This window comes from Prauserella marina (assembly GCF_002240355.1).
Lineage (GTDB): Bacteria > Actinomycetota > Actinomycetes > Mycobacteriales > Pseudonocardiaceae > Prauserella_A > Prauserella_A marina.
Window position 1 is genome coordinate 6648436 of record NZ_CP016353.1, and the last position, 21783, is coordinate 6670218.

Annotated in this window: 20 protein-coding genes; 14 read left to right on the forward strand and 6 right to left on the reverse strand. The window is 66.9% G+C overall.

Annotation, left to right across the window (positions count from 1 at the left end; all coding sequences use genetic code 11):
• Nucleotides 1-5 precede the first annotated feature (5 nt).
• Nucleotides 6-1421 (reverse strand): MFS transporter, encoded by a 1416-nt coding sequence (locus BAY61_RS30935; RefSeq protein WP_245865589.1) that lies wholly within the window; start codon nt 1419-1421, stop codon nt 6-8.
• Between the two features lie 341 nt (nt 1422-1762).
• Here BAY61_RS30935 and BAY61_RS30940 point away from each other — a divergent pair, with 341 nt between their 5' ends.
• Together BAY61_RS30940 and BAY61_RS30945 are read left to right on the forward strand one after the other, a co-directional pair.
• The gene (locus BAY61_RS30940; protein WP_091805906.1) at nt 1763-3385 is read left to right on the forward strand and encodes a sigma-54-dependent Fis family transcriptional regulator; all 1623 of its coding nucleotides are present in this window, start codon (nt 1763-1765) and stop codon (nt 3383-3385) included.
• A 98-nt stretch (nt 3386-3483) separates the two neighbouring features.
• On the forward strand, nt 3484-4596 hold the full coding sequence (locus BAY61_RS30945) for an NDMA-dependent alcohol dehydrogenase (RefSeq protein ID WP_091805909.1): 1113 nt from the start codon (nt 3484-3486) through the stop codon (nt 4594-4596).
• Between the two features lie 60 nt (nt 4597-4656).
• On the opposite strand, the gene BAY61_RS30950 is transcribed toward BAY61_RS30945, so the two are convergent.
• Complete coding sequence (locus BAY61_RS30950; protein WP_091805911.1) at nt 4657-4938, reverse strand: YciI family protein; 282 nt, start codon at nt 4936-4938, stop codon at nt 4657-4659.
• A gap of 158 nt (nt 4939-5096) precedes the next feature.
• Between BAY61_RS30950 and BAY61_RS30955 the strand changes: the two genes are divergently transcribed.
• The 5 genes from BAY61_RS30955 to BAY61_RS30975 all read left to right on the forward strand — a co-directional run bounded on the left by BAY61_RS30955 (nt 5097) and on the right by BAY61_RS30975 (nt 8755).
• Entirely contained in the window at nt 5097-5696 is a 600-nt protein-coding gene (locus BAY61_RS30955) for a SigE family RNA polymerase sigma factor (protein WP_091805914.1), read from the forward strand.
• 65 nt (nt 5697-5761) lie between these two features.
• Nucleotides 5762-6919 carry an N-acetylglucosamine-6-phosphate deacetylase gene (nagA, locus tag BAY61_RS30960; RefSeq protein ID WP_245865591.1) on the forward strand — a complete coding sequence of 386 codons (1158 nt, stop codon included), beginning with the start codon at nt 5762-5764 and terminating at the stop codon, nt 6917-6919.
• Nucleotides 6920-6929: 10 nt separating this feature from the next.
• A complete protein-coding gene (locus tag BAY61_RS30965) occupies nt 6930-7688 on the forward strand; it encodes a MerR family transcriptional regulator (protein ID WP_091805916.1) in 759 nt (252 codons plus the stop codon).
• Nucleotides 7685-8047 carry a hypothetical protein gene (locus tag BAY61_RS30970; protein WP_091805919.1) on the forward strand — a complete coding sequence of 121 codons (363 nt, stop codon included), beginning with the start codon at nt 7685-7687 and terminating at the stop codon, nt 8045-8047. The genes BAY61_RS30965 and BAY61_RS30970 overlap by 4 nt, the downstream gene beginning before the upstream one ends.
• Nucleotides 8048-8092: 45 nt before the next feature.
• A complete protein-coding gene (locus BAY61_RS30975; protein ID WP_091805922.1) occupies nt 8093-8755 on the forward strand; it encodes a DedA family protein in 663 nt (220 codons plus the stop codon).
• 8 nt (nt 8756-8763) lie between these two features.
• Here the strand turns inward: BAY61_RS30975 and BAY61_RS30980 are convergent, their stop codons facing one another.
• Complete coding sequence (locus tag BAY61_RS30980; RefSeq protein WP_091805924.1) at nt 8764-10161, reverse strand: FAD-binding oxidoreductase; 1398 nt, start codon at nt 10159-10161, stop codon at nt 8764-8766.
• A gap of 213 nt (nt 10162-10374) precedes the next feature.
• Here BAY61_RS30980 and BAY61_RS30985 point away from each other — a divergent pair, with 213 nt between their 5' ends.
• The 4 genes from BAY61_RS30985 to BAY61_RS31000 all read left to right on the forward strand — a co-directional run bounded on the left by BAY61_RS30985 (nt 10375) and on the right by BAY61_RS31000 (nt 15179).
• On the forward strand, nt 10375-10917 hold the full coding sequence (locus BAY61_RS30985; RefSeq protein WP_091806579.1) for a MarR family winged helix-turn-helix transcriptional regulator: 543 nt from the start codon (nt 10375-10377) through the stop codon (nt 10915-10917).
• Nucleotides 10914-13565 (forward strand): MFS transporter, encoded by a 2652-nt coding sequence (locus BAY61_RS30990; protein ID WP_091805927.1) that lies wholly within the window; start codon nt 10914-10916, stop codon nt 13563-13565. Before BAY61_RS30985 ends, BAY61_RS30990 begins: the two co-directional genes overlap by 4 nt.
• The gene (locus tag BAY61_RS30995) at nt 13565-14386 is read left to right on the forward strand and encodes a YceI family protein (protein ID WP_091805929.1); all 822 of its coding nucleotides are present in this window, start codon (nt 13565-13567) and stop codon (nt 14384-14386) included. The genes BAY61_RS30990 and BAY61_RS30995 overlap by 1 nt, the downstream gene beginning before the upstream one ends.
• A 121-nt stretch (nt 14387-14507) precedes the next feature.
• A complete protein-coding gene (locus BAY61_RS31000) occupies nt 14508-15179 on the forward strand; it encodes a DedA family protein (RefSeq protein WP_176879731.1) in 672 nt (223 codons plus the stop codon).
• On the opposite strand, the gene BAY61_RS31005 is transcribed toward BAY61_RS31000, so the two are convergent.
• The 3 genes from BAY61_RS31005 to BAY61_RS31015 form a co-directional block, all read right to left on the reverse strand.
• Complete coding sequence (locus BAY61_RS31005) at nt 15180-15590, reverse strand: VOC family protein (RefSeq protein ID WP_091805935.1); 411 nt, start codon at nt 15588-15590, stop codon at nt 15180-15182.
• A 350-nt stretch (nt 15591-15940) separates the two neighbouring features.
• Entirely contained in the window at nt 15941-16576 is a 636-nt protein-coding gene (locus BAY61_RS31010; protein WP_091805938.1) for a nucleoside/nucleotide kinase family protein, read from the reverse strand.
• Nucleotides 16573-17427: a PfkB family carbohydrate kinase gene (locus BAY61_RS31015; protein ID WP_091805940.1), complete on the reverse strand. Its 855-nt coding sequence runs from the start codon at nt 17425-17427 to the stop codon at nt 16573-16575. The genes BAY61_RS31010 and BAY61_RS31015 overlap by 4 nt, the downstream gene beginning before the upstream one ends.
• 121 nt (nt 17428-17548) lie before the next feature.
• On the opposite strand from BAY61_RS31015, the gene BAY61_RS31020 reads away from it, so the two are divergent.
• The 3 genes from BAY61_RS31020 to BAY61_RS31030 all read left to right on the forward strand — a co-directional run bounded on the left by BAY61_RS31020 (nt 17549) and on the right by BAY61_RS31030 (nt 21779).
• Nucleotides 17549-18586 carry a LacI family DNA-binding transcriptional regulator gene (locus tag BAY61_RS31020; RefSeq protein ID WP_091805943.1) on the forward strand — a complete coding sequence of 346 codons (1038 nt, stop codon included), beginning with the start codon at nt 17549-17551 and terminating at the stop codon, nt 18584-18586.
• Nucleotides 18587-18669: 83 nt separating this feature from the next.
• Nucleotides 18670-19533: a substrate-binding domain-containing protein gene (locus BAY61_RS31025; RefSeq protein WP_091805946.1), complete on the forward strand. Its 864-nt coding sequence runs from the start codon at nt 18670-18672 to the stop codon at nt 19531-19533.
• A gap of 92 nt (nt 19534-19625) precedes the next feature.
• Nucleotides 19626-21779: a molybdopterin-dependent oxidoreductase gene (locus BAY61_RS31030; protein WP_091805949.1), complete on the forward strand. Its 2154-nt coding sequence runs from the start codon at nt 19626-19628 to the stop codon at nt 21777-21779.
• Nucleotides 21780-21783: the final 4 nt, after the last annotated feature.

Here is a 21783-nt window from a genome sequence, read left to right on the forward strand (position 1 = left end):
CCCACTCACCCAGCTCGCCCGCGGAAGGTCAATCCCACGGCGAACGTCATGGCGGCCAGAACGGCGGCGGCGACGAACGCGCTCGACATGCCCTTGATGAAGGCGGCGTGCCCGAGCCCGCCTCTGGCACCTCCCATCATGGTGGCGATGGTGACCAGCAGAGCGAGCCCAACCGCCGCACCGAGCTGCTGCATCGTCTGAAGAACACCGCCCGCGACCCCGGCGTCCTCCTGCCCGACCGTGGTCATGATCACGACGACAAGCGGGGAAAATCCGACGCCGCCGCCGAGGCCGACCAACACCAACGGGCCGAACAGCCCCGTGAAGTAGGTGTCGCCGGAGGAGAGCCCTATGAGCCAGAGCAGCCCGGCCACCAGCAGTACCGCACCGACAAGCACCAGCGGCTTCGGACCCCATCGTTCGAGCAGCATCGGCATCAACCGGGCCATGACGAAGATCGAGCAGGCCATGGGCAGGAACGCGAGTCCGGTCATCAGCGCGCTGTAATCGAGAACGGTCTGCATGAACTGGGTCAGGAAGAAGAACGTCGAGATCGTGATCATCGGTCCGAGGAAGAAATTCAGGAACGCCCCTGCCCGATTGCGCTCGCCGAACAGCCACAGTGGCATCAGGGGCATCCGGATCCTGGCTTCTACGAACACGAAAACCACCATGAGCAGGAGTCCGGCGACGATACAGCCGATGCCGTCAACCACGCCCCATCCCTGCTCAGCCACCCTGATGAACCCGTAGACGACCGCCCCGGCCCCTCCCACGGCGGTGAGGGCGCCGGCCACGTCGAGACGATTGGGGCGACGGAGGGATTCACCGACGAAACGCCGGACCGACACCGCGATCAGCACGCCGATCGGGACGTTGATGAACAGCACCGCGCGCCAGGAGAACCACTCGGTGAGCAGACCTCCCATGACGAGCCCCAGCCCGAACCCTCCACTCGCGACCACGGCGGAAAGTCCGAGCGCCCGAGCCTTCGAGCGCGGTTCCACGAACACACCAGCGACAAGCGCGAGTGTGTTGGGACCGGCGGCCGCGGCACCGACCCCCTGGAGCGCCCTCGCGGCTATCAGCATTTCGGCCGAATCGGCCAGCCCACCCAGCAGCGACGACAGGGTGAAGGCGACGACGCCGAGCAGGAAGACTCTTCGCTGTCCGAACCAGTCGCCCGCCCTGCCACCGAGCAGGAGAAACCCACCGAAGGGCAGCGTGTAAGCGTTGATGACCCAGGCCAGTCCCGTGGGTGAGAACCCGAGTTCGCGCTCGATGTGCGGCAACGCGACATTCATGACCGTCAGGTCGACGATGAGCATGAGCTGGCAGGTCAAGAGAATCGCGAGTGCGACACCCTGCCGTGGTGACCTCGGTTGATCCGTCGACGTCGAGGGCCGCGTTCGTTCGGCCAATGGGACTCCCTCCGAGACCGTGAACGTCCCGACCGGACCTCCCTTACCGGCCCGGCACTCTCACAGTTAGGTCCGCCGAAGGCCCTTCGATAAGAAAGCGAATTTCCCCGAGCACGCCGCTCGACGCGACCGCGAGTTCGAGACAGGCACGGCAGGAACGGTCCCCGGACCCGCGAACGCGCATCTCACCGGCCCGAGCGCGGATCTCGGTAGCCCGAACGCGGAACTCGGCGACGTGAGCGCGGATCTCGACGGGCTGGGCGGGGGACTCGCGATCGAGGGGTTCAACCCGACCTACTCGGCTGCCATGATGACGTAGATCACTCAATGAGGAGTGCGCTGTGAAGCTACGTCCCGAGATCGCACAGTCCTGGCGGCGAGCCGAACTCAGCGGCTTGAAACCGACCAGCCCAGCCGACCGCCTCGCGGTACGCGACGTCGACCCGCGAAGCAGGCTGCTGCGCGCCGCGACACCCGTTCTCGACGAGACCGCGAGGCACCTCGAAGGCACCGGACTCTGCCTCGTGCTCGCCGATCGCGATTGCCGGATCGTCGCCCGCCGTTTTGGCAGCACGTCCGCCGAGCGGGTGCTCGACAGTGTCAGCGCCGTACCCGGTTCCCTCTTCACCGAGGAAACCAGCGGCACGAACTCGCTGGCCACCCCCTTCGAGACCCGTCGCGGCGTCGCCGTTCACGGCGAGGAGCACTACCTCGACGCATTGAAGCGGTTCACCTGCTACGGGCACCCGATCGTCCACCCCGCCACGCGACGGCTCGAAGGCGTCCTCGACATCACCGGCCCCGTCGACGCCACCAATCCGCTGCTCGCGCCCTTCCTCGTGCACGCGGTCGCCGACATCGAACAGCGCCTCGTCGACGGCTCCAACCAGGCCCAGCAACGACTGCTCGCCGCGTTCCAGGCCGCTCAGCACCGTTCGACCGCCGTACTGGCGCTCGGCGAGGACGTCGTACTCGCCAACAGCGCGGCCGTCGACCTCGTCGACCCCTGCGATCACCCTCTGTTGCGCGACGTCAGCAGCACGATGCGAGGTGTGCGCCGACTGCGCCTGACGTCGGGCACCGAGGTCGAGGTCCGCATGGAAGCCGTTTCGGTCAACGCGGGCATGCTGTTCGAATTGGCACCGGTGAGGCCGCGAAACTCGACGGAGTTCCGGCGCCGGGCGATCGACGGAGTGCTTCCCGCGGGCGTGGCCGACCGGCTGCGCCGGAGTACCCCCGCCCGCAGGCGGGTCCTCATCTGCGGCGAACCGGGCACCGGCCGCACGGCAGCGACCGAGGTGCTCGCCGGGCAGGCATCGGTGGCAACGCTGGCCGCCTCGGACGTACCGACGCTCGGCGAGGCCACGTGGTGCGAACGACTCAGCGAGCTCACCGTCAAGCAGCAGGGACTCGTCGCCATCGCGGGCATTCACCTGTTGCCTTCCGTGCTGGCCGCGAGGGTGTCCCGGCTGCTGGACAACTCACCCGCGTGGGTCGCGCTCACCAGCGGCCCGTTCGCCGAACTGCACGGCGAACACGCGGCGCTCGCGTCCCGGATGCACCGCAGGGTCGAGCTGCCGCCGTTGCGTGAGCGCCGCAAGGACATCCCCGAGCTGGCCCGCACTCTGCTGCGGGGCCACGGCAGCTCGCTGCGGCTGACGGCGGGTGCTCTCGAACTGCTCGCCGCTCAGCCGTGGCAGGGCAACCTGCGGGAGCTCGAATCGGTGCTGGCCGAGGCGGTCAGCCGCCGCTCGGTCGGCGACATCACGGCCCGCGATCTCGCTCCGAGCTGCCGGGTCAGCGCGGCGGCACCTCACCTGAGCGGATGGGAGCAGGCCGAGCACGACGCGATCACCAAGGCGCTGAGCGCGGTCGGCGGCAACAAGGTGCACGCGGCGAGGCAACTGGGGATCAGCCGGTCGACCCTTTACAACCGGATGAGGGCGCTGCGGATCGCCCACTGACGGCGGTCCCGGTGTGCAGGATTTGCACAGCCGCCGTCGGCGTCCCCGGCCGACAATCGGTTCAACCGACGTAGCAATGGTGCACGTGAGGAGGAGCCGTGAAGACCAAGGCGGCAGTACTTTTCGATGCGGGCAAGCCTTTTGAGATTCTCGAACTCGACCTGGACGGCCCTGGCCCCGGCGAGGTACTGATCAAGTACACGGCGGCAGGGCTGTGCCACTCCGATCTGCACCTCATCGACGGCGACCTCGCGCCGCGTTTCCCCATCATCGGCGGCCACGAGGGCGCGGGCATCATCGAGGAGGTCGGCCCGGGCGTCACCAAGGTCGCGCCCGGCGACCACGTCGTGTGCAGCTTCATTCCAAACTGCGGCCGGTGCCGTTACTGCGCGACGGGCAGGTCGAACCTGTGCGACATGGGAGCGACGATCCTCGACGGCCACATGCCTGACGGAACGTTCCGATTCCATTCCTCAGGGACCGATTTCGGCGCGATGTGCATGCTCGGCACCTTCTCGGAGCGTTCGACGATCTCGGAGCACTCCGTGGTGAAGGTCGACGAATGGCTGCCGCTGGAGACGGCGGTGCTGGTCGGTTGCGGGGTTCCGACCGGATGGGCGACGGCCAACTACTCGGGCGGGGTGCGCGCGGGTGACACCACCGTGGTTTACGGAATCGGCGGCATCGGCATCAACGCCGTGCAGGGCGCGGCGCACGCCGGAGCCAAGAACGTCGTGGTGGTCGATCCGATCGAGTTCAAGCGGGAGGCCGCGATGAAGCTCGGCGCGACCCACGCGTTCGCCACGGCCGACGAAGCAGCCCAGCAGGTCGCCGAACTGACGTGGGGCCAGATGGCCGACCAGGCGCTGATCACCGTCGGCACCGTCGACGAGCAGGTGGTCACCGACGCGTTCAACGTCGTAGGCAAGGGCGGAACGGTGGTCGTCACCGGACTGGCGAACCCGGAAAAGCTGACGGTGCACGTCTCGGGCGGGGTGCTGACCCTGTTCGAGAAGACGATCAAGGGAACGCTGTTCGGCTCGGCGAACCCGCAGTACGACATCGTCAAACTGCTGCGGCTCTACGACGCGGGCAAGCTCAAGCTCGATGAGCTCGTCACCACGAAGTACACCCTTGACCAGGTCAACGAGGGCTACCAGGACCTGAGGGACGGCAAGAACGTGCGCGGGGTCATCGTGCACGCCGAGTGACGATGCTCGCCATGTTCGACGGTCGGCGTGTTCCAGTTCACTGGCACGCCGGCCGTTTCGTCATGTTCCTGGCACCCAGGCGCCGACCACCGGCTTGAACTCGCGCACGGTACGTTCCGCGAGCGCGCCTTCGAGGTGGTACGGGTCGGCGTCGAGCAGCCGTTGCAGTTCTTCCCTGTCCTGCGCCTGGTAGAGCGTGAGCCCACCGATATCGTTGTCCAGCGGTCCGGCGACGGCAACGACGCCCTGCTCGGCGAGTGCGGTGAGGTACTCGCGATGCCGTGGCCGCACCTCACCGAACTTTTCTTGTACGTACCGGGTTTCGACGACGAACCAGGCCATGCGTCCTCCAAGCCGAGCGCGGTGTGTCTCCTCGGCGCACCGTATCGGTCGCCAGTACCGGGGCAAGAGCCCTGGGTAATGCCCAGCGGAGGGGATACGCTGTGTGCGCGTGAGTCCTGGGGGGCTCGAAGGACGCCGTCAACGATGGGCAGGTTTTGATGCAGGGCAGCGCCGAGCCCATGCGGCAGCGCAACTCCGCGAGCAGCGTCGAACAGACGCTGAGCCATCTACGCACGCTGGACGCGCCGGCCAAGCCACCTCAGCAGGCTGGGCCGCTCACACTTGAGGATCTTTACCGGCAACACCGCATGCGGCTGGTGAGACTGGCCATTCTGCTGGTGGACGAACCGGCGACAGCCGAGGACGTCGTGCAGGAGGCATTCACCGGCCTGCACCGCAACTGGGGAAGGCTGAGGGACGCCCAAGCCGCGGTCGGCTACCTTCGCACCGCTGTCGTCAACGGTTCGCGCAGCGTGCTTCGTCGCAGGAAGACCGCCCGCGAGTACGTGCCGCCACACGCCGTGAACGCGCGCTCGGCTGAAAGCCTCGCGATGTTGTCGACCGAACATCAGGCCGTCGTCAACGCGCTGTCGAAGCTGCCGCCACGGCAACGCGAGGTGCTGGTACTCCGCTACTACGGCGGGCTCTCCGAAGCGGAGATCTCCGAAGCCGCCGGTATTTCAAAGGGCACGGTCAAATCGACCGCCAGTCGCGCACTCGAAGCCTTGCAGAGAGCGATGCACGACGGCAGAAACTGAATGGCCGCCGGATCCCGGATTCCGTGAGTTGCCAACATTCTGGTCTGGACCAATATGATGTGTTCGTGAACCGCGCCAACGACTTCGTGCTCACGGGTGGCAGGGTGGCCTCCCCGCAGGGCGTGCTCGACGACGGCTGGCTCGCGGTCTCCGGCGAGCTGATCACGGCACTCGGCACGGGGACCCCGCCGCCCGGCGAGCACATCGACCTCGATGGCGCGCTGGTCGTACCAGGATTCATCGACCTGCACTGCCATGGCGGTGGCGGCGGATCGTTCTCGACGTTCGACGGCGACGAGGCCGCGACCGCCATCGCGACCCATCGCCGTCACGGCACGACGACCATGCTGGCCAGCCTCGTCTCGAATCCGCTACCCGTACTGACCGGGCAACTGAACACGCTTGCCGAACTCGTCGCCGACGGCGAACTCGCCGGGATTCACCTCGAAGGTCCTTTCATCGCGAATGCCCGCTGCGGTGCTCACGACCCCGCTGCGCTCAGGGAACCGGACAGCGGCACCGTCGATCTCCTGCTCGAAGCCGGCAAGGGCCGGGTCTCGATGGTCACCCTCGCCCCGGAACTCGCGGGTGGCATCAAGGCCGTCCGCCAGTTCGCGGAGGCGGGTGTAATCGCGGCCATCGGGCACACCGACGGCGTCGAGGCACAGATCCGGCCTGCCATCGACGCTGGTGCCACCATGGCGACCCACCTGTTCAACGGCATGCGACCGCTGCATCATCGCGAGCCAGGGCCCATCGGCGTGCTGCTCGACGACGAGCGGGTCACCGTCGAGCTGATCTGCGACCTCGTCCACGTGCACCCGACGGTGCTCAGACTTGCCGCGAAACATGCCGGCAAGGGGCGAACCGTGCTCATCACCGACGCGATGTCGGCCACGGACGCCGCCGACGGCACCTACACACTCGGCAAGCTGGAAGTCGACGTCGACGACGGGGTCGCGACGCTCGCGGGCGCCGGCACCCTCGCCGGCAGCACGCTGACCATGGATGCCGCGTTCCGCAATCTCGTCGCGGGTGCGGGGCTGAGCATCGAGGCCGCCGTTCACGCGACATCCACTCATCCGGCCGAACTGCTCGGCATCGAGGGCAGGACCGGTTCTCTGGGTCCTGGTTTGTTCGCGGACCTCGTACTTCTCGGTGATGATCTTTGCCCAACCGGGGTATTGCGGCGCGGGGAATGGGTAACTCGCCGCGACCACTAGACTCTGCTGGGTGGCGGAGTACCGCGTCGACGAGCTCGCCCGCACCGCGGGCACGACGGTCGGAAACGTGCGGGTCTACCAGGACAGGGACCTGCTTCCCCCTCCTTTGCGCAGGGGAAGGGTCGCCGTGTACACGGAGGCACATCTCGCCAGACTGCGACTCATCCTTGGCCTGCTCAAGCGCCAGTACTCCTTCGCGCAGATCAGGGAAATGATCACCACCTGGCAGACGGGCCGCGATCTCGAACACCTCCTCGGCCTCGAACGCGTGCTCACCGAGCCGTGGACGGACGAGGCACCCGAGCGCATCCCACTCGCCGACCTCGCCGCGGAGTTCGGCGCGCAGGTGAATGCGGAGACCCTCGACCGGCTGGCAAGGATCGGCGTCTTCCGTATCGACGGCGATCACGTGCTCGTGCTCAGTCCCCGGCTACTGCACACCGGTCGACAGCTCATCGCGGCCGGGATTCCCGTCGAGGCCGTCCTGGGTATCGCCGAGCAGGCGAAACACCAGACCGACCAGCTGGCCGCCGTTTTCGTCGACATGGTCGACAGCCACGTACTTCCTTCACCCGGCGGCAACGGACGGCACGGCCGCCTCGACGACAGCGAGGTGCCGGGGCTGACCGACAAGGTCGGCAGGCTGCGACCGCTCGCGCAGGCAGCGGTATCGGCGTTTCTCGCGGACTCGATGAGCAGGGCACTCGGTGATTGGCTCACCGGACAGTTCGGACCGCTACTGCGGGACGACTACTCTGGGAAGCAATGAGCGACGATCCGGAGCGGCTGCTCGCCGAGGCACTGCGGGCGCAGGCGAGGCATGCGCCACCGCAGCAGAAGGCGGCGACCCGGTGGGAACCGCAGGCCGCGCCGAGCCTGCCACCCGTTGTCGAGACACCTGGTGGTTACGGTCTGCTGTCCGGCGCGGGTGAGGGTTCGCTCGAAAGGGAACGCGCGGCACTCGACGCATTGGCGGCCGAACAACCGCGGGCAATTACCACCCAATCGGATAAAGACGGCAAGGCGGAAACGCGCGACGAACCACTCGCTTTGCGCTGGATTGTCTTGCTGACAGTGCTACTCGGCCTTGCCGCTGGAGCCGTCGTCGGGCTTTTGACATTGGTGTGAGGTCGCTGAGGGCGCACAGTTCGACCCTGTACCTTGAGCATCGTGATGCTTGCGCAGACACCAGCCGAAATGTCGATCATGCCGGATTGGCTCAATCCGGAGCATCTGCTCTCCGGCCTTGGTCCAGCCGTCATTGCGGTGCTGTGCCTGATCCTTTTTGTCGAAAGCTGCATCTTTCCCGTGCTTCCCGGTGATTCATTACTGTTCACCGCCGGTCTTTTCGTGGCGAACGGAAGTCTCGAAGCACCACTGTGGCTGGTGTGCGTACTGGCAACCGTCGCGGCGATCGTTGGCAACGCGCTCGGCTACGGCATCGGCTGGAAGGTCGGCCCGAAGCTGTTCAACAGGCCGGATTCCCGCTTCTTCAAGCAGGAGTACGTCGACAAGACCCATGCCTTCCTCGAAAAACACGGACCGAAGGCCGTCGTGCTCGCCAGGTTCGTTCCGTTCGTGCGCACGTTCATCACCTGGATCGCCGGTATCGGCAGGATGGAGCCGAAGAAGTACTTCACGTACACGATCATCGGCGGGATCCTGTGGGCCACCGGGCTCATCGTGCTCGGCGCTCTGCTCGGCAACATCGCCTTCATCAAGGAGAACGTCGACGCGATCTTCATCCTGATCGTGCTGGTTTCCGTACTGCCGATCCTTTTCGAATACCTCAAGAGCCGCAGGGGAAAGAAGGCGGCGGCCAAGCAGGAGCACTGATCTCGCGCTCAATCGAGCGAGAACATCGACCCCGGATTGAATAGATTTCCGGGGTCGAGTGCTTTCTTGAGCCTGCGATGCACGTCGAGCCCGATGGGACCCAGTTCGCGTTCGAGCCATTCCTGTTTGAACTTGCCGACGCCGTGTTCACCGGTAATCGTGCCGCCGAGCGAAAGTCCGAGCTCCAGTATGGCGTCGAATGCCCGTTTTGCCCTTCCGAATTCGGATTCGACGGCGGCGTCGTAAACAACGGTCGGGTGCATGTTTCCGTCGCCCGCGTGCCCGCACACCGCGATTTTCAGTCCCGCTTCGGCGCTGATCCGCTCGCAGCCCTCGATCAACTCGGCGATGCGAGTGCGTGGCACGCAGACGTCGTCGGTCATCGTCGCCCCGTAGGCCGAGATCGCGTAGTGCACCGAGCGCCGCGCCTTCATCAGCAGCTCACCCTCCGCGAAGTCGTCGGTGGCGTGAACCAGTTCGGCGCCTGCCGCTTCGCAGACCTTCGCGATGGCGGCGAGTTCGGCCGTCGCCGCTTCGCCTCCGACATCGGACTGACACAGCAACAGCGTGCCGCCTTCGGTTCCAGCGCCGAGATCGGTGTTGAGGTGGCGCTGCACGGCGTCGATCGTGGTCGCGTCCATGATCTCCATGAGCGAGGGGACAAGTCCCGCCCTCACGACGCCGCTGACCGCGGCTCCCGCGTCGCGCGAGGAACCGAACGCGGCGACGAGAGTTCCCGGCGCGTGCGGAAGCGGGCGCAACGCCAGCGTCGCGCGGGTGATCACTCCCAGCGTTCCCTCACTGCCGACGAACAGCTTGGTGAGGTCGTAGCCCGCGACTCCCTTGACGGTGCGCCGTCCCGTCGTGAGCAGCGAGCCGTCGGCGAGTACGACGTCGAGCCCCAGCACTGAATCGGCGGTCACCCCGTACTTCACGCAGCACAGCCCGCCCGCGTTGGTGGCGAGGTTTCCGCCGATCGTGCACCAGTCGAAGCTCGAAGGGTCGGGGGCGTAGAAGAGGCCGTGTTCGGCGACCGCTTCTCTCAGCTTGAGGTTGACGACGCCAGGCTCGACGACGGCCAGCCTGTTGTCGGCGTCGATTTCGACGATCCGGTCGAGTTTCGTGGTGACCAGAACGACGCAGCCCTCGATCGCGTTGGCTCCGCCGCTGATCCCGCTTCCCGCGCCGCGCGGCACGATGGGCACTCCCGCGGCCGAGCAGCACCGCACGACGGCCCGCACTCCCGCGACGTCGGCTGGCAGCACGACGGCCAGCGGCTTTCCCGAGGGCGCGAGCGGCATCTCGTCTCTGGCATAGGCGGCGGTCACGTCGGGGTCGGTGAGGACGGCTTCGGCGCCGAGAGCGGCGCGCAGGTCGGAAAGCAATGCGGTGCCAGGCTCTTCCATGGGGCAACGCTAACGCGCCCAGGAAGCCCTTGAACGCAACGTGATCGGGTGATGACACACCGCTTTACATGCTTGCGTGTGACAACCAACGTGTCTTCGCCCACAGCGAAAGTAATTGAGTTGCGCAGGCCACCCGCCCAGGGACATCCTTGCGGAAGACAACTAGTTGTAGTGGTCAATCAAGACATTGGTGATGAAAGAAAAGAACTGCTCATGGCACCTGCGACCGGGCATGCCGAGTCGACCGGACATCAGCCGACAGCCGAGGAACTGGTTGTCGCCGACGAACTCGGCAAGCAGATGGTCCGCTTCATGCGAGCGATCTCCCGCGCGAAAGCGCAGGCGACCAAGCACGGCCCCGACGGCATCGAGCGCGCCGCGTACGCGATTCTCTTCACCCTCGTCAACGACGGCCCTCAGCGCGCGAGCAAACTCGCCGACGCCTTGCACTCGGACATCTCGACCATCAGCAGGCAAAGCAGTTCGCTTGTTCAGCACGGTCTCGTAGAACGCCAATCCGACCCCGGCGACCGGCGAGCCAGCCTGCTCGCGCCAACAGCTGAGGGGATCCGGGTTTTCGAGGAGAACCGGCGGCTTCGCGGGCAATGGATCGCGACGCTGCTCGCCGAATGGCCGGAAGCCGACCGCGACTCGCTGACAGCGCTGCTTGCCAGGTTCAACAGCGAGCTTGAGCGGTTCACTCCGGTTTCCACAGATCCGCCGGGGGACGGCAACACCGAGGGGGACGACGCATGACATCCACTGTGGACAAACCGTCCGCATCGAATGGCACTGAGGAAGAGGGTTTCAACCTCAGCCACCGGCAGATCGTGGTCATCCTGATCGGACTGATGACGGGGATGTTCCTCGCCGCGCTCGATCAGACCATCGTCGGTACGGCGATCCGCACGATCGCCGACGACCTGAACGGCCTCAGCCTTCAGGCGTGGATCACGACGGCTTACCTGATCACGGCGACCATCGCGACTCCGATCTACGGCAAGCTTTCCGACATCTACGGCCGCAAGCCGTTCTATCTCGCCGCCATCACGATCTTCCTCGTCGGTTCGATCGGTTGTAGCTTCGCGCAGAGCATGTACCAACTCGCGGCGTTCCGCGCCGTGCAGGGTCTCGGCGCGGGTGGCCTGATGTCGCTCGCGTTGACGATTCTCGGCGACATCGTTCCGCCTCGTCGCAGGGCCAAGTACCAGGGGTTCTTCCTCGCCGTCTTCGGCACGTCGACGGTGCTCGGTCCCGTGCTCGGCGGCTTCTTCGCCGGCCTCGACTCGTTCCTTTCCGTCGAGGGCTGGCGCTGGGTGTTTCTCGTGAACGCCCCGCTGGGAATCATCGCCCTCTTCGTGGTCGCGAAGGTGCTCAACGTGCCGCACCAGCGACACGACCACCGCATCGACTGGTGGGGCGGGCTCGCGCTCGTCGTCTGCCTCGTCCCGCTGCTGCTGATCGCGGAACAAGGCCGCGAATGGGGCTGGGGCTCTCAAGCCGCGCTGCTCTGCTACGGAATCGGCGGAGTCGGGCTCGTCATGTTCCTGCTGATCGAGCGGAAGATGAAGGACGAGGCGCTGATCCCGTTGCGGCTGTTCCGCAACTCGACCTTCAGCGTCGCGATCGCGGGCGGTGTCATCGTCGGTGTCGCCATGTTCGGCTCGATCATGCTGATCCCGCAATACCTCCAGATCGTGCAGGGCTACACGCCGACGGAGGCGGGTCTGCTCTCACTGCCGCTCATGGTCGGCGTGATGTCGGGTTCCGTGCTGTCCGGCCAGTTGACCTCAAGGACGGGGCGCTACAAGGTCTTCCCTGTCGTCGGTACGGCGCTCATGACCATCGGCATGCTGCTGTTCGCGCAGGTGCGCTGGGACAGCCCGATCTGGCAACCGCTCGTGTTCATGGCCGTCATCGGGCTCGGACTCGGCGGCTGCATGCAGACCCTGATCATCGCCGTGCAGAACGCCGGTCCTCGCAGGGACATGGGCGTTTCCACCGCGTCGGCCACGTTCTTCCGGCAGATCGGTGGAACGCTCGGTGTCGCGGTGTTCCTCTCGATCCTGTTCAGCACACTGACCGGCAAGATCACGGCGGCGTTCCAGGCCGAAGGCGTCGATCCGGCCGCGATGAACGCGGCAGGCGGCGACATCATGCAGGACTCGTCGTTCCTGAACGCGCTGCCGATCGAGCAGGCGAAGCCCTTCTTGATCGGGTTCACCGACTCCATCAACCTCGTGTTCTACATCGGGGCAGGGGTCGCCGCGCTCGCGTTCCTCGTACTGCTGTTCATGAAGGAGATCCCGCTCGCCGACGGTGCCCCGAAGGCGTCCCCGATGGAAGGCGGCGAGGCGCTGGTTGACGACGGCGACGACGGCGACGACGCTGCCGAGAAAACCGCGGAGACCGACGAAGCGGACCGGGTCGCCAGGGAAGCGGCGCTGCTCGACGCCGACGAAGCCCTCACCGAACCCGCACTCGTCACGGCGGGACGACACTCGCTGCCCCAACACAACGGCAACGGTCAGCTCAAGGCCACCGCGAGCGGCGCGCCGATCGTGGCCGGACTCGGTGACGCGGACGAAGTCGTCGAAACCACGCGGGTCCCTGGGCAATCGATCACTGGACACGTCAGAAGGCAGGACGGGTCGGCCGTCGCGGCGGCGGCGCTCACGCTGATCGATCAAAAGGGAAGGCAGGTCGGCAGGAGCACGGGCCTCGCCGACGGCGGTTATCTTGTCGAAACGCCGGGCTCCGGCACCTACGTGCTGATCGTGTCGGCAGGCGGTTACCAGCCGCAGGCATCCAGCGTCGTCGTCAACGACAACGGCGCGACGACGAGGCTGGACATCACGCTGACCGGTTCCGGAGAGGTCACCGGCTTCGTCCGCTCCTCGACGGAAGGAACCCCACTGCCCGGCGTCACCGTGACGCTCGCCGATTCCCGGGGCGAGGTCACCGGGGCGGCCATCACGCAGGACGACGGCCGGTACTCGTTCACCGGGGTCGGCGCGGGCAGCTACACGCTGGTGGCCAGCGGCGAAGGGTTCCGGCCCTGCGCGGTGACGCTGACCGTCCCCGACAGCGGAGTGCTCAGCCACGATGTCGAACTGACCGGCGCGGCCTTGCTCTCCGGCACTGCTCGCACCGAGGGTGACCGGGTCGTCGGAGACGCCCGCGTCACCGTTCTCGACGCCGAGGGCAACGTCGCGGCGGTCGCGAGGACCGACGATTCGGGCAGGTACGTCGTGAGCGATCTGCCAGCCGGCAACTACACGGTCGTCGCCAGCGGGTATCCGCCAGCGGCGAGCGAGGTGAGGCTCGATGGCGGCGAGGCAGAGCACGACGTGCGACTCGGGTACGACAAGGCGATCGACGACCTGACCGGACCGCAGTACTGATGCCCGGTATCTCCGGGATCGTGCGCTCCGCTGACGGCTGGGCTGTCGAGCACGCGGTGCTGACGGTGACCGACCCGAGAGGGCGGCAAGCCGCACGCTCGCAGGCCGACGCGAACGGAGCCGTGCTCACCGAACCGCTCGCTCCCGGCGTCTACACGGTGGTGGTGACGGCGGCCGGCTACCAGCCGGTCGCCCGCACCACCCAGGTCGCCACTGACGGATCGGGATCGATCGGCCAGGTCAGGCTCACCCCAGAGGACGGGGCGATCGAACTGCCGCCAGAGGGTCCGTGGGTCATCGACCCCATGCACTCCTCGCTCGTGGTCACCGCGCGTCATCTCGGGATCGCGAGCATAAAGGCGCGGTTTCCCGAACTGTCGGGAAGCATCGTCGTCGAGCGGCCCGTCGAACGCTCGTCCGTGCGAGCCGAGATCGAAGCGACGAGCATCGACACCGGCATCAAGATGCGCGACGACCACCTCCGTTCCGCCGAATTTCTCGACGTCGAGAAGTACCCGACTATCGGCTTCGTCAGCACAGGGCTGCGGCAGCGCGACGGCGAGCAATGGCAGTTGTTCGGCGAGTTGAGCCTGCACGGGAGGCGCAGGGAGATCGAACTCGACCTCCGCTACGGCGGTTTCGGTCCGGATCCATGGGGTGGCGTCCGAGCCGCTTTCCACGCCGAGACCCAGTTGAGCCGTTCGGACTTCGCGATCGACTACAACGCCATGGTGCGCGCGGGTGTCGCGGCGGTGGGAACGACGGTTAAGGTCGAGTTGGATATTCAAGCACTGAGGGGGAACACGCTCCCCGACCTCTGAACCACCATCACCCGAGCATGGGCCGCCCTGCCCGACACCTGTGACGTGCCGACCTGGCGGAGACCGCGACCGACACCTCGGGGTTAGGACTGCACCGAGGATGACACGTACTCTGCCGAACGTGAGTGTTGTGCACGCTGAAGCCGCTGGTATGGGCCTTGACTGGCTCGCGACAGCGGGCCCATTGCTCGTGTGGGCCATCGTGCTCAGCTTCGTTTTCGTCGAGTGCGCGCTGATCGTCGGGTTGTTCCTTCCCGGCGATTCGTTGCTGTTCGCGGCAGGTGTCGTGCTGGCCCAGCACGCCGCCGAAGGGCACGCGTGGGGCCTGTCGGTGGCGGCGCTACTGATCGCGATCGTCGGCAATCAGGTAGGCTACTACATCGGGAGACAGACGGGGACCCGGTTCATCGCCCGCAGGGGCGGCAAGGTGCTGAACCAGGCGAACCTCGAACGCGCGAGAGCCTTCCTCAACAGGAAGGGCTTCCTCGCGATCGTCGCGGCCCGCTGGATCCCGTGGGTCCGCACCCTCGCGCCACTGATCGCGGGAGCGGCTCGCATGGACTCGCGACGGTTCGCGCTGGCCACGGCCCTCGGCGCGGTGCTGTGGGTGCCGACGCTCGTGCTGCTCGGCTACTACGCGGCCGGGCTGCTCGACGCGTTGCCGTGGCTCAAGACGGTGTTCGTCTGGGGGAGCGTCGCCTTCTTCGTGGTCGGCACGGCGTTCGGGTTCTGGCGCTACCGGCAGGAGATGAAGCGGCCCGTCGACGACGGCACCGAACCCGTCCAGGCCTGATCACTGCCGGTCGGCCCACACTTCGAGCTGGATTCCGTCGGGGTCCCGGAACACCACGACCTCGGAATCGGGGGCGATCAACGACGGCGCGGCCGGGGTGAACGTGACGCCGTACTCGGCGAGGCGTTGTTCCCACTGTTGCAGTTCCGCCCTTGAACCGACCTTGAACGCCACGTGGTCGAGGCCGGTTCTTCGTTCGTCGAAGGCGGGACGCTCCACGCGGGAGTGCTGAACGAGCACGATGGCGAACCCGTCACCTGGCGCCCTGAGTACGACCTTGCGGACACCGGTGTGCGGGTCCTCGCGCCTGTCGACCTCTTCGAAGTCGAGCACCCTGACGTACCAGGGCACGCTACGGTCGACATCGGTGACCGTGAGGGCGAGATGATGCACGCACGTCAGTTTCGACATGCCGTCGCAACCGTCCTTCCACCCCCGAGCTCGCCTGGGCGACCGGCCAGGGGCCACCTTGTGGACAACCAACTTTCCGGCCCGTCCTGAATTCTCGGGCAGAAGATTGCCACATGCTCGCCAGGTGGCTGGAATGCGATGGCGCTGTAACCATGCCGTACTCACCGCTCACTTCCACAATGCACGTCCACCTGCGCATTTTGCTCAAGAGGAAGCGCCGAGGAAGATTCACCTCACCCGCGCGGGGCACCGGCCGGTCACCCGGGGTCACGTGAGTTGTCGACAGGAGTTATCCACCTGTGGATAACTCGCACTTGTCCACAGCTTCTGTGGACAAGTGCGAAATCCGCTCACACCGCGAAGGAGGGCAGCTCCATGTCCGTCACCACGAGGTCGGCCCGCTCGGCACTCGGCGCGACGAGATCGGCATTGCGCTGATCGGAGCCGAGCGCGCGCTGCTTCGCCTCGACAAGTGAGCGCCCGTATTTGCGGTGCCGGGTCACCAACCGCTCAAGCCGCGCCTCCTCGTCGGGACGCAGGTACCAGACCTCGTCGAGCAGGTCACGCAGCTCGGCCCACGGGTCCGTGTCGAGCAGCAGGTAGTTGCCCTCGGTCAACACGATCCGCACGCTTTCCGGCACCTCGACCGCTCCGGCGATCGGTTCCTCGATCTCCCTGCGGAACTCGGGCGCGTACACCGGCTCGGTACCGGCGGCCAGCCTGCGGACGAGATGCACATAGCCGTGGCCGTCGAAGGTGTCCGGTGCGCCCTTCCGGTCGGCGCGGCCGAGCCTCGCCAACTCGACCTGGGCGAGGTGGAACCCGTCCATCCCCACGACGGCCGCCGTCGTTCCCAGCGCGTCGGCAAGGCGCCAGGCGAGCGTCGTCTTGCCGGAGGCCGGAGGCCCCGCGATGCCGAGCACGGTGCGTTCCTCGCGGTCCGCGAGTGCCCTGGCCCGCCCGAGCAGTTCGTCGAACGACGTCATCTCACTCCCATCTTCGCCCTCACCGGGGCGATCCAGCTTCGTGGCCCGACGTGTCGCACTCGCTCCGCCGCGACCTCGTTGGCGAACTCGATCAGTTCGACCAGCGGCAACGTCCCGATCCTCGACACCAGTGCGCCGTGCCAGACGTCGCCAGCACCGAGGGTGTCTTTCGCGGCAACCCGGGGCACTGGAACCTCGCCGCAACGCCCACCGCGCCACCATCGAACAGGTGCCGCTCCGGCTGTGGCAACCACCGAGGGGGCGGCGGGCACGGTTCCCTCCGGCGGGTCGAACTGCGCGGAGCAGGCGATGATGTCGGCCGCGTCCGCGAGCGGAAACAACTCGGCGAACACCGGTTTCCAGCTCCCCGCGTCGACCACGAGCGGAATCCCCTCCGCCTTCGCCGCCCGTGCTGTCGCCATCGCCAGTTCGGGATGGTGACCGTCCACGAGCACCGCGTCGGCCCGCGTCGCCTCCGCAAGCTCGGCCGAGCCGAGTTCGGCCAGGAAAGAGCCCGCGTTGCGCGAGACGACGGTGCGTTCTCCGTCGCGTTCCCTGACGGCCACGGCACTCACCGCGGGCGGATCGAGAGCGCCGGCCGCGACATCGTGGACGCGCACACCGCATGCGTCGAGATCGGCACGCGCCAGGCTTGCGAGCGGATGCGCGCCGAGCGCGGTGACCAGCACCGCCTCGCCGCCGAGTGCCGCCACCGTCACGGCCGCGTTCGTCGCGGGTCCGCCTGCCGCGACCCTGACCGACAACGACGCCACCTTCTGGCCGGGCGCGGGCAGCTCGTCGACACGCTGCACCAGGTCGACGGTGCACAACCCCGCCAGCAGCACGCGCACGCCTTGCACCCTCCTCGACCAGTGAGGCACGCCGGTTACGCCTGGAAGGTAAACAGGCTCTATGCTCTTCGCAAGCGTTTGCGCAAACGCTTGCCGACTATTCTAAGGTGAAGGGACGGTCATGCCTCCGCCGAGATCGACCCGGCCAACCCAGCGCGACATCGCCGAGCTCGCCGGCGTCTCGATCACCACCGTCTCGCACGTCGTCAACGGCACCAGGGCCGTCGCGCCCGAGACCCGCGCCGCGGTGCTCGCGGCGGTGGAGCAGACCGGCTACACCGGCGACGTCATCGCGAGGTCGCTCGTCACCGGCGGCACCCGTTCCATCGGCGTCGCCATCTCACTGCTCGCCAATCCGTACTTCGCGGTGCTGATGCAGACCATCGAGCGGGAGGCGGCGAGCGCAGGCTACACCGTGCTGCTTTCCGACACCCACGACACCGTTGACACCGAACAGGCCATCGTCCGCGCGCTGAGGGCCCGCAGGGTGGAGGGACTGCTGCTGACGCCGGTTCCCGGCGACGGGCCGGTGGTCAGCGAACTGGTCTCGCTCGGGATCCCGACCGTGCTCGTCGACAGGGTCGCGACCAGGAACGACGTCGATCAGGTCGGCGTCGAGAACATCCAGTCGACGTCGGCACTCACCGAACACCTCGCCTCGCTCGGCCACCGCAGGATCGGCCTGATCAGCGGCACCAACGGACTGGCGACGAGCGAGGAACGCACCCTCGGCTACCGACTCGGCCTTGGCAGAGCGGGTCTTGCCTGGAACCCCGACCTCGTCGTGCCGGGACATTCAGAGCAGGTCGGTGGTGCCGCAGCGTTCGCGGCGCTGCTGGCAAAACCGGAACCGCCGACGGCGGTCGTCGTCGCGAACGACGCGATGATGGTCGGCGTGCTTCGCGAAGCCCGCAGGCGACGGATCCGCATCGGGGAGGACATCGCCGTCGTCGGATACGACGAGACCGAGTGGGCCGACCTCGTCGACCCACCGCTGACGACGATGGCACAACCGATCGGCGACATTGGCAGACAGGCGGTCCGCTTGCTGCTCGCGAGGATCAACGACCCACAGCGGGCGCCGGAGACCGTGCGCCTGCCTCCCGTACTCAGGCACCGGCAGTCCTGCGGCTGCGACCTCGTTCACTCAGAAAGGTGAACATCGGGTAGCACTGCTGCTCAACGACCCCCTTCGTTAGGCCAGGAGGGTTAGCGTCGCCGCAGCCTTTCCTTGGAGTCCCCATGAGCGCACCGTCGCCAGCACAAGCACCGTGGGCCACCCGCGTCGCGTACCGATTCGGCGTCGTGATCGGCTCCGGCGCGGGTGCGCGGTCGGTGGATCTGTCCGCGGCCATCGAGCGAGTCGCGAAAAGCGCGGGCTGCGCGGCGACCTTCGCCGCGACGGACAGCATCGCGGCTGAACGGGCCGCCGTCAGGATGTTGTGCGCGCGGGGCGTCGACGGTCTTCTGCTGACCCCGGCGAGAGACGACGACACCGTGGTCGCGGAAGCGCTGAGGCTCGGTATTCCGACCGTGCTCGTCGACCACATCACCGAAGGGGTCGACGTCGACAAGGTCGCCACCGAGTACACCGAGTCGACGGCGGCGCTGACCCTGCGGCTGGTCGCGCTCGGTCACCATCGCATCGGGTTCATCAGCGGCGCCACCGGCGCGAGCAGCGACGAGCGCGCGCTCGGCTATCGGCTCGGGCTGGGCCGCGCGGGCATTCCGTGGACCTCGGGGCTGATCGCCTGCGCCGGTTCCACCGCGACGGGAGCGGAAACGGCAGCACGGCGAGTTCTCGGGACGGCACCCGCCCCAACAGCGTTGATCATCACCGACGAGACCGTGCTCGACGGCGTGCGGCACGAGGCGAACCGGCGAGGACTCCGGCTCGGCGCCGACCTCGCGGTGTGCTGCTTCGACGCGTCCGAGTCGCCGGAGTCGGCAGGCCCTCCCGGTACGGATCTCGTGGCTCCGGCGGCCGACATCGCCGCGCACGCCATCGAACTTCTGCTCGCGAGGCTCGCCGATCCCGGGATGCGGTCGAGGACGATCCGGCTGCCACCCCGCTTCGTGCACGCGACCGATTCCACCGTCCACTGAGGACAGAACCGGCGGGCCCGTTTCACTGCTCGGCACCGGCTGATCTCACACCGGCCCTCGACTTGCCGCCCGTTGTATAGAACGATGGGCGAATGGCGACGGCGCATGTCACATGTCCTTTGTGCGAGGCCACCTGCGGTCTGGCTGTGACACACGAAGGCAATTCGGTGACCGGAGTACGCGGTGACGCCGACGACGTTTTCTCCCATGGCTACGTGTGCCCGAAGGGTGCTTCGCTCGGCGCGCTGCACCACGACCCCGACCGGATCACCACGCCGCTCGTCAAGCGCGGGGGCGCGTTCACCGAGGTGCCGTGGGACGAGGCGTTCGAGGTGATCGACGAGCGGTTGACCTCGCTCTTCGCCGAGCACGGCAGAGACGCGCTCGCCGTCTACGCGGGAAACCCCGCAGCACACAATCTTTCCATCGCCCTCTACGGCCGCGCGTTGTTCAAAGCCATTGGTACCAAGAACTTCTACACGGCCGGTACCGCAGACCAGATTCCCAAGCACTACTCCTCCGGATACCTCTTCGGCGCGGGCTTCTCCATTCCCGTCCCCGACCTCGATCGCACCGAACACCTGCTCCTGCTCGGTGCAAATCCGTTGGTGTCAAACGGAAGTCTGATGACCGCGCCCGATGTCAGGGGAAGGCTGCGGAACATCCGCAAGCGGGGAGGAAAGATCGTCGTCGTCGACCCCCGCAGGACGAGAACCGCGGAAGTCGCCGACGAGCACCACGCCATCCGGCCCGGTACGGACGCTCTGCTGTTGTTCTCTCTCGTTCACGTGTTGTTCGCCGAACAACGGATCACGCTCGGCAGGCTCACCGATCACGTCAACGGGGTCGAGGACATCCTCGCGCTCGCCCAGCCGTTCACCCCTGAGGCCGTCGCGCCGACCACCGGAATCGAGCCTGGCGAAATCCGCCGCATGGCAAGGGAACTCGCCGACGCGCCGAGGGCGGTGGTGTACGGAAGGATGGGCACGACGACCCAGTCGTTCGGCACCCTCGCCAGTTGGCTCGTCGACGTTCTCAACGTCCTCACCGGAAATCTGGACGCCGAGGGCGGTGCGATGTTCCCGCTCGCGGCGGCGGGCCAGTACAACAGCACCAAGGGTCGCCGCAGGCCATTCACCTCTGGTCGTTGGCGGACAAGGGTACGAGGGCTTCCCGAGGTCTTCGGTGAGGTCCCGATCGCGACGCTTGCCGACGAGATTCTGACTCCCGGATCCGATCAGGTGCGCGGATTGTTCACGGTCGCTGGCAACCCGTGCCTCAGCGCGCCCAACGCGGGCAGGCTCTCGGAAGCCTTGTCGCAGCTCGACTTCATGGTGTCCTTCGACATCTACCTCAACGAGACGACCCGGCACGCCGACGTGATTCTTCCCGGTACCGTGCCGCTTGAGCGCCCGCACTACGACCTCTCGCTGTACCAGATCGCCGTGCGCAACGTCGCCAACTGGACACCGGCGACCTTCGACACCGACGTTCCCCAGGACTGGCGAACGTTGCTGCGGCTGCTCGGCGTCGTCAACGGTATGGGACCCCGCGCCGACGTCGACGCTCTCGACGGACTCGTCGCGGACGAGATCGCGGGCAGGGCGGGGCTCGACAAGGCTGTCGCCGGTGAGCGCGAAGGGCCGGAGCGGCTGCTCGACCTGATGCTGAGGGCCGGGCCCTACGATCTGACGCTCGCCGAGTTGGAAGCTGCCCCGCACGGCATCGACCTCGGCCCGCTCACGTCACGGATCCCCGACGTCCTGTGCACCGCGAGCGGCAAGATCGAGTTGGCACCGGATGCCATCACCGGCGATGTGCCACGACTCGTCGCGACGCTGGACGACGAGGTGGAAAGCCAGCTCGTTCTGATCGGGCGAAGGCAGCTCAACTCGAACAACTCGTGGATGCACAACGTGGAGCCGCTGGTCAGGGGATCCAACCGCTGCACGGTCCAGGTCCACCCGGACGACGCGGTACGCATCGGCCTCGTCGACGGCGGCACCGCGGTCGTGACGGCACGTACCGGCAAGATCGAACTGCCCGTCGAGATCACCGACGTGGTCAGGCGGGGAGTGGTCAGCATCCCGCACGGCTGGGGCCACGACGTCGCAGGCGTACGGACGGCCGTCGCGACCGCGCACGCGGGGGCCAACTCCAACCTGCTCGCCGACGACCTGGTGATCGACGTCCCTTCGGGAACAGCGGTGCTCAACGGCATCCCCGTCGAGCTGGCACCGGCCTGATCAG

What these genes read in the sequence shown, in the direction of transcription:
- BAY61_RS30950 (WP_091805911.1), bottom strand. Translation starts at nt 4,938, where the DNA reads ATGGCCTGGTTCGTCGTCGAAACCCGGTACGTACAAGAAAAGTTCGGT.
- BAY61_RS30955 (WP_091805914.1), top strand. Translation starts at nt 5,097, where the DNA reads ATGCAGGGCAGCGCCGAGCCCATGCGGCAGCGCAACTCCGCGAGCAGC.
- BAY61_RS30970 (WP_091805919.1), top strand. Translation starts at nt 7,685, where the DNA reads ATGAGCGACGATCCGGAGCGGCTGCTCGCCGAGGCACTGCGGGCGCAG.
- BAY61_RS30975 (WP_091805922.1), top strand. Translation starts at nt 8,093, where the DNA reads ATGCTTGCGCAGACACCAGCCGAAATGTCGATCATGCCGGATTGGCTC.
- BAY61_RS30980 (WP_091805924.1), bottom strand. Translation starts at nt 10,161, where the DNA reads ATGGAAGAGCCTGGCACCGCATTGCTTTCCGACCTGCGCGCCGCTCTC.
- BAY61_RS30985 (WP_091806579.1), top strand. Translation starts at nt 10,375, where the DNA reads ATGGCACCTGCGACCGGGCATGCCGAGTCGACCGGACATCAGCCGACA.
- BAY61_RS30990 (WP_091805927.1), top strand. Translation starts at nt 10,914, where the DNA reads ATGACATCCACTGTGGACAAACCGTCCGCATCGAATGGCACTGAGGAA.
- BAY61_RS30995 (WP_091805929.1), top strand. Translation starts at nt 13,565, where the DNA reads ATGCCCGGTATCTCCGGGATCGTGCGCTCCGCTGACGGCTGGGCTGTC.
- BAY61_RS31005 (WP_091805935.1), bottom strand. Translation starts at nt 15,590, where the DNA reads ATGTCGAAACTGACGTGCGTGCATCATCTCGCCCTCACGGTCACCGAT.
- BAY61_RS31010 (WP_091805938.1), bottom strand. Translation starts at nt 16,576, where the DNA reads ATGACGTCGTTCGACGAACTGCTCGGGCGGGCCAGGGCACTCGCGGAC.
- BAY61_RS31020 (WP_091805943.1), top strand. Translation starts at nt 17,549, where the DNA reads ATGCCTCCGCCGAGATCGACCCGGCCAACCCAGCGCGACATCGCCGAG.
- BAY61_RS31025 (WP_091805946.1), top strand. Translation starts at nt 18,670, where the DNA reads ATGAGCGCACCGTCGCCAGCACAAGCACCGTGGGCCACCCGCGTCGCG.
- BAY61_RS31030 (WP_091805949.1), top strand. Translation starts at nt 19,626, where the DNA reads ATGGCGACGGCGCATGTCACATGTCCTTTGTGCGAGGCCACCTGCGGT.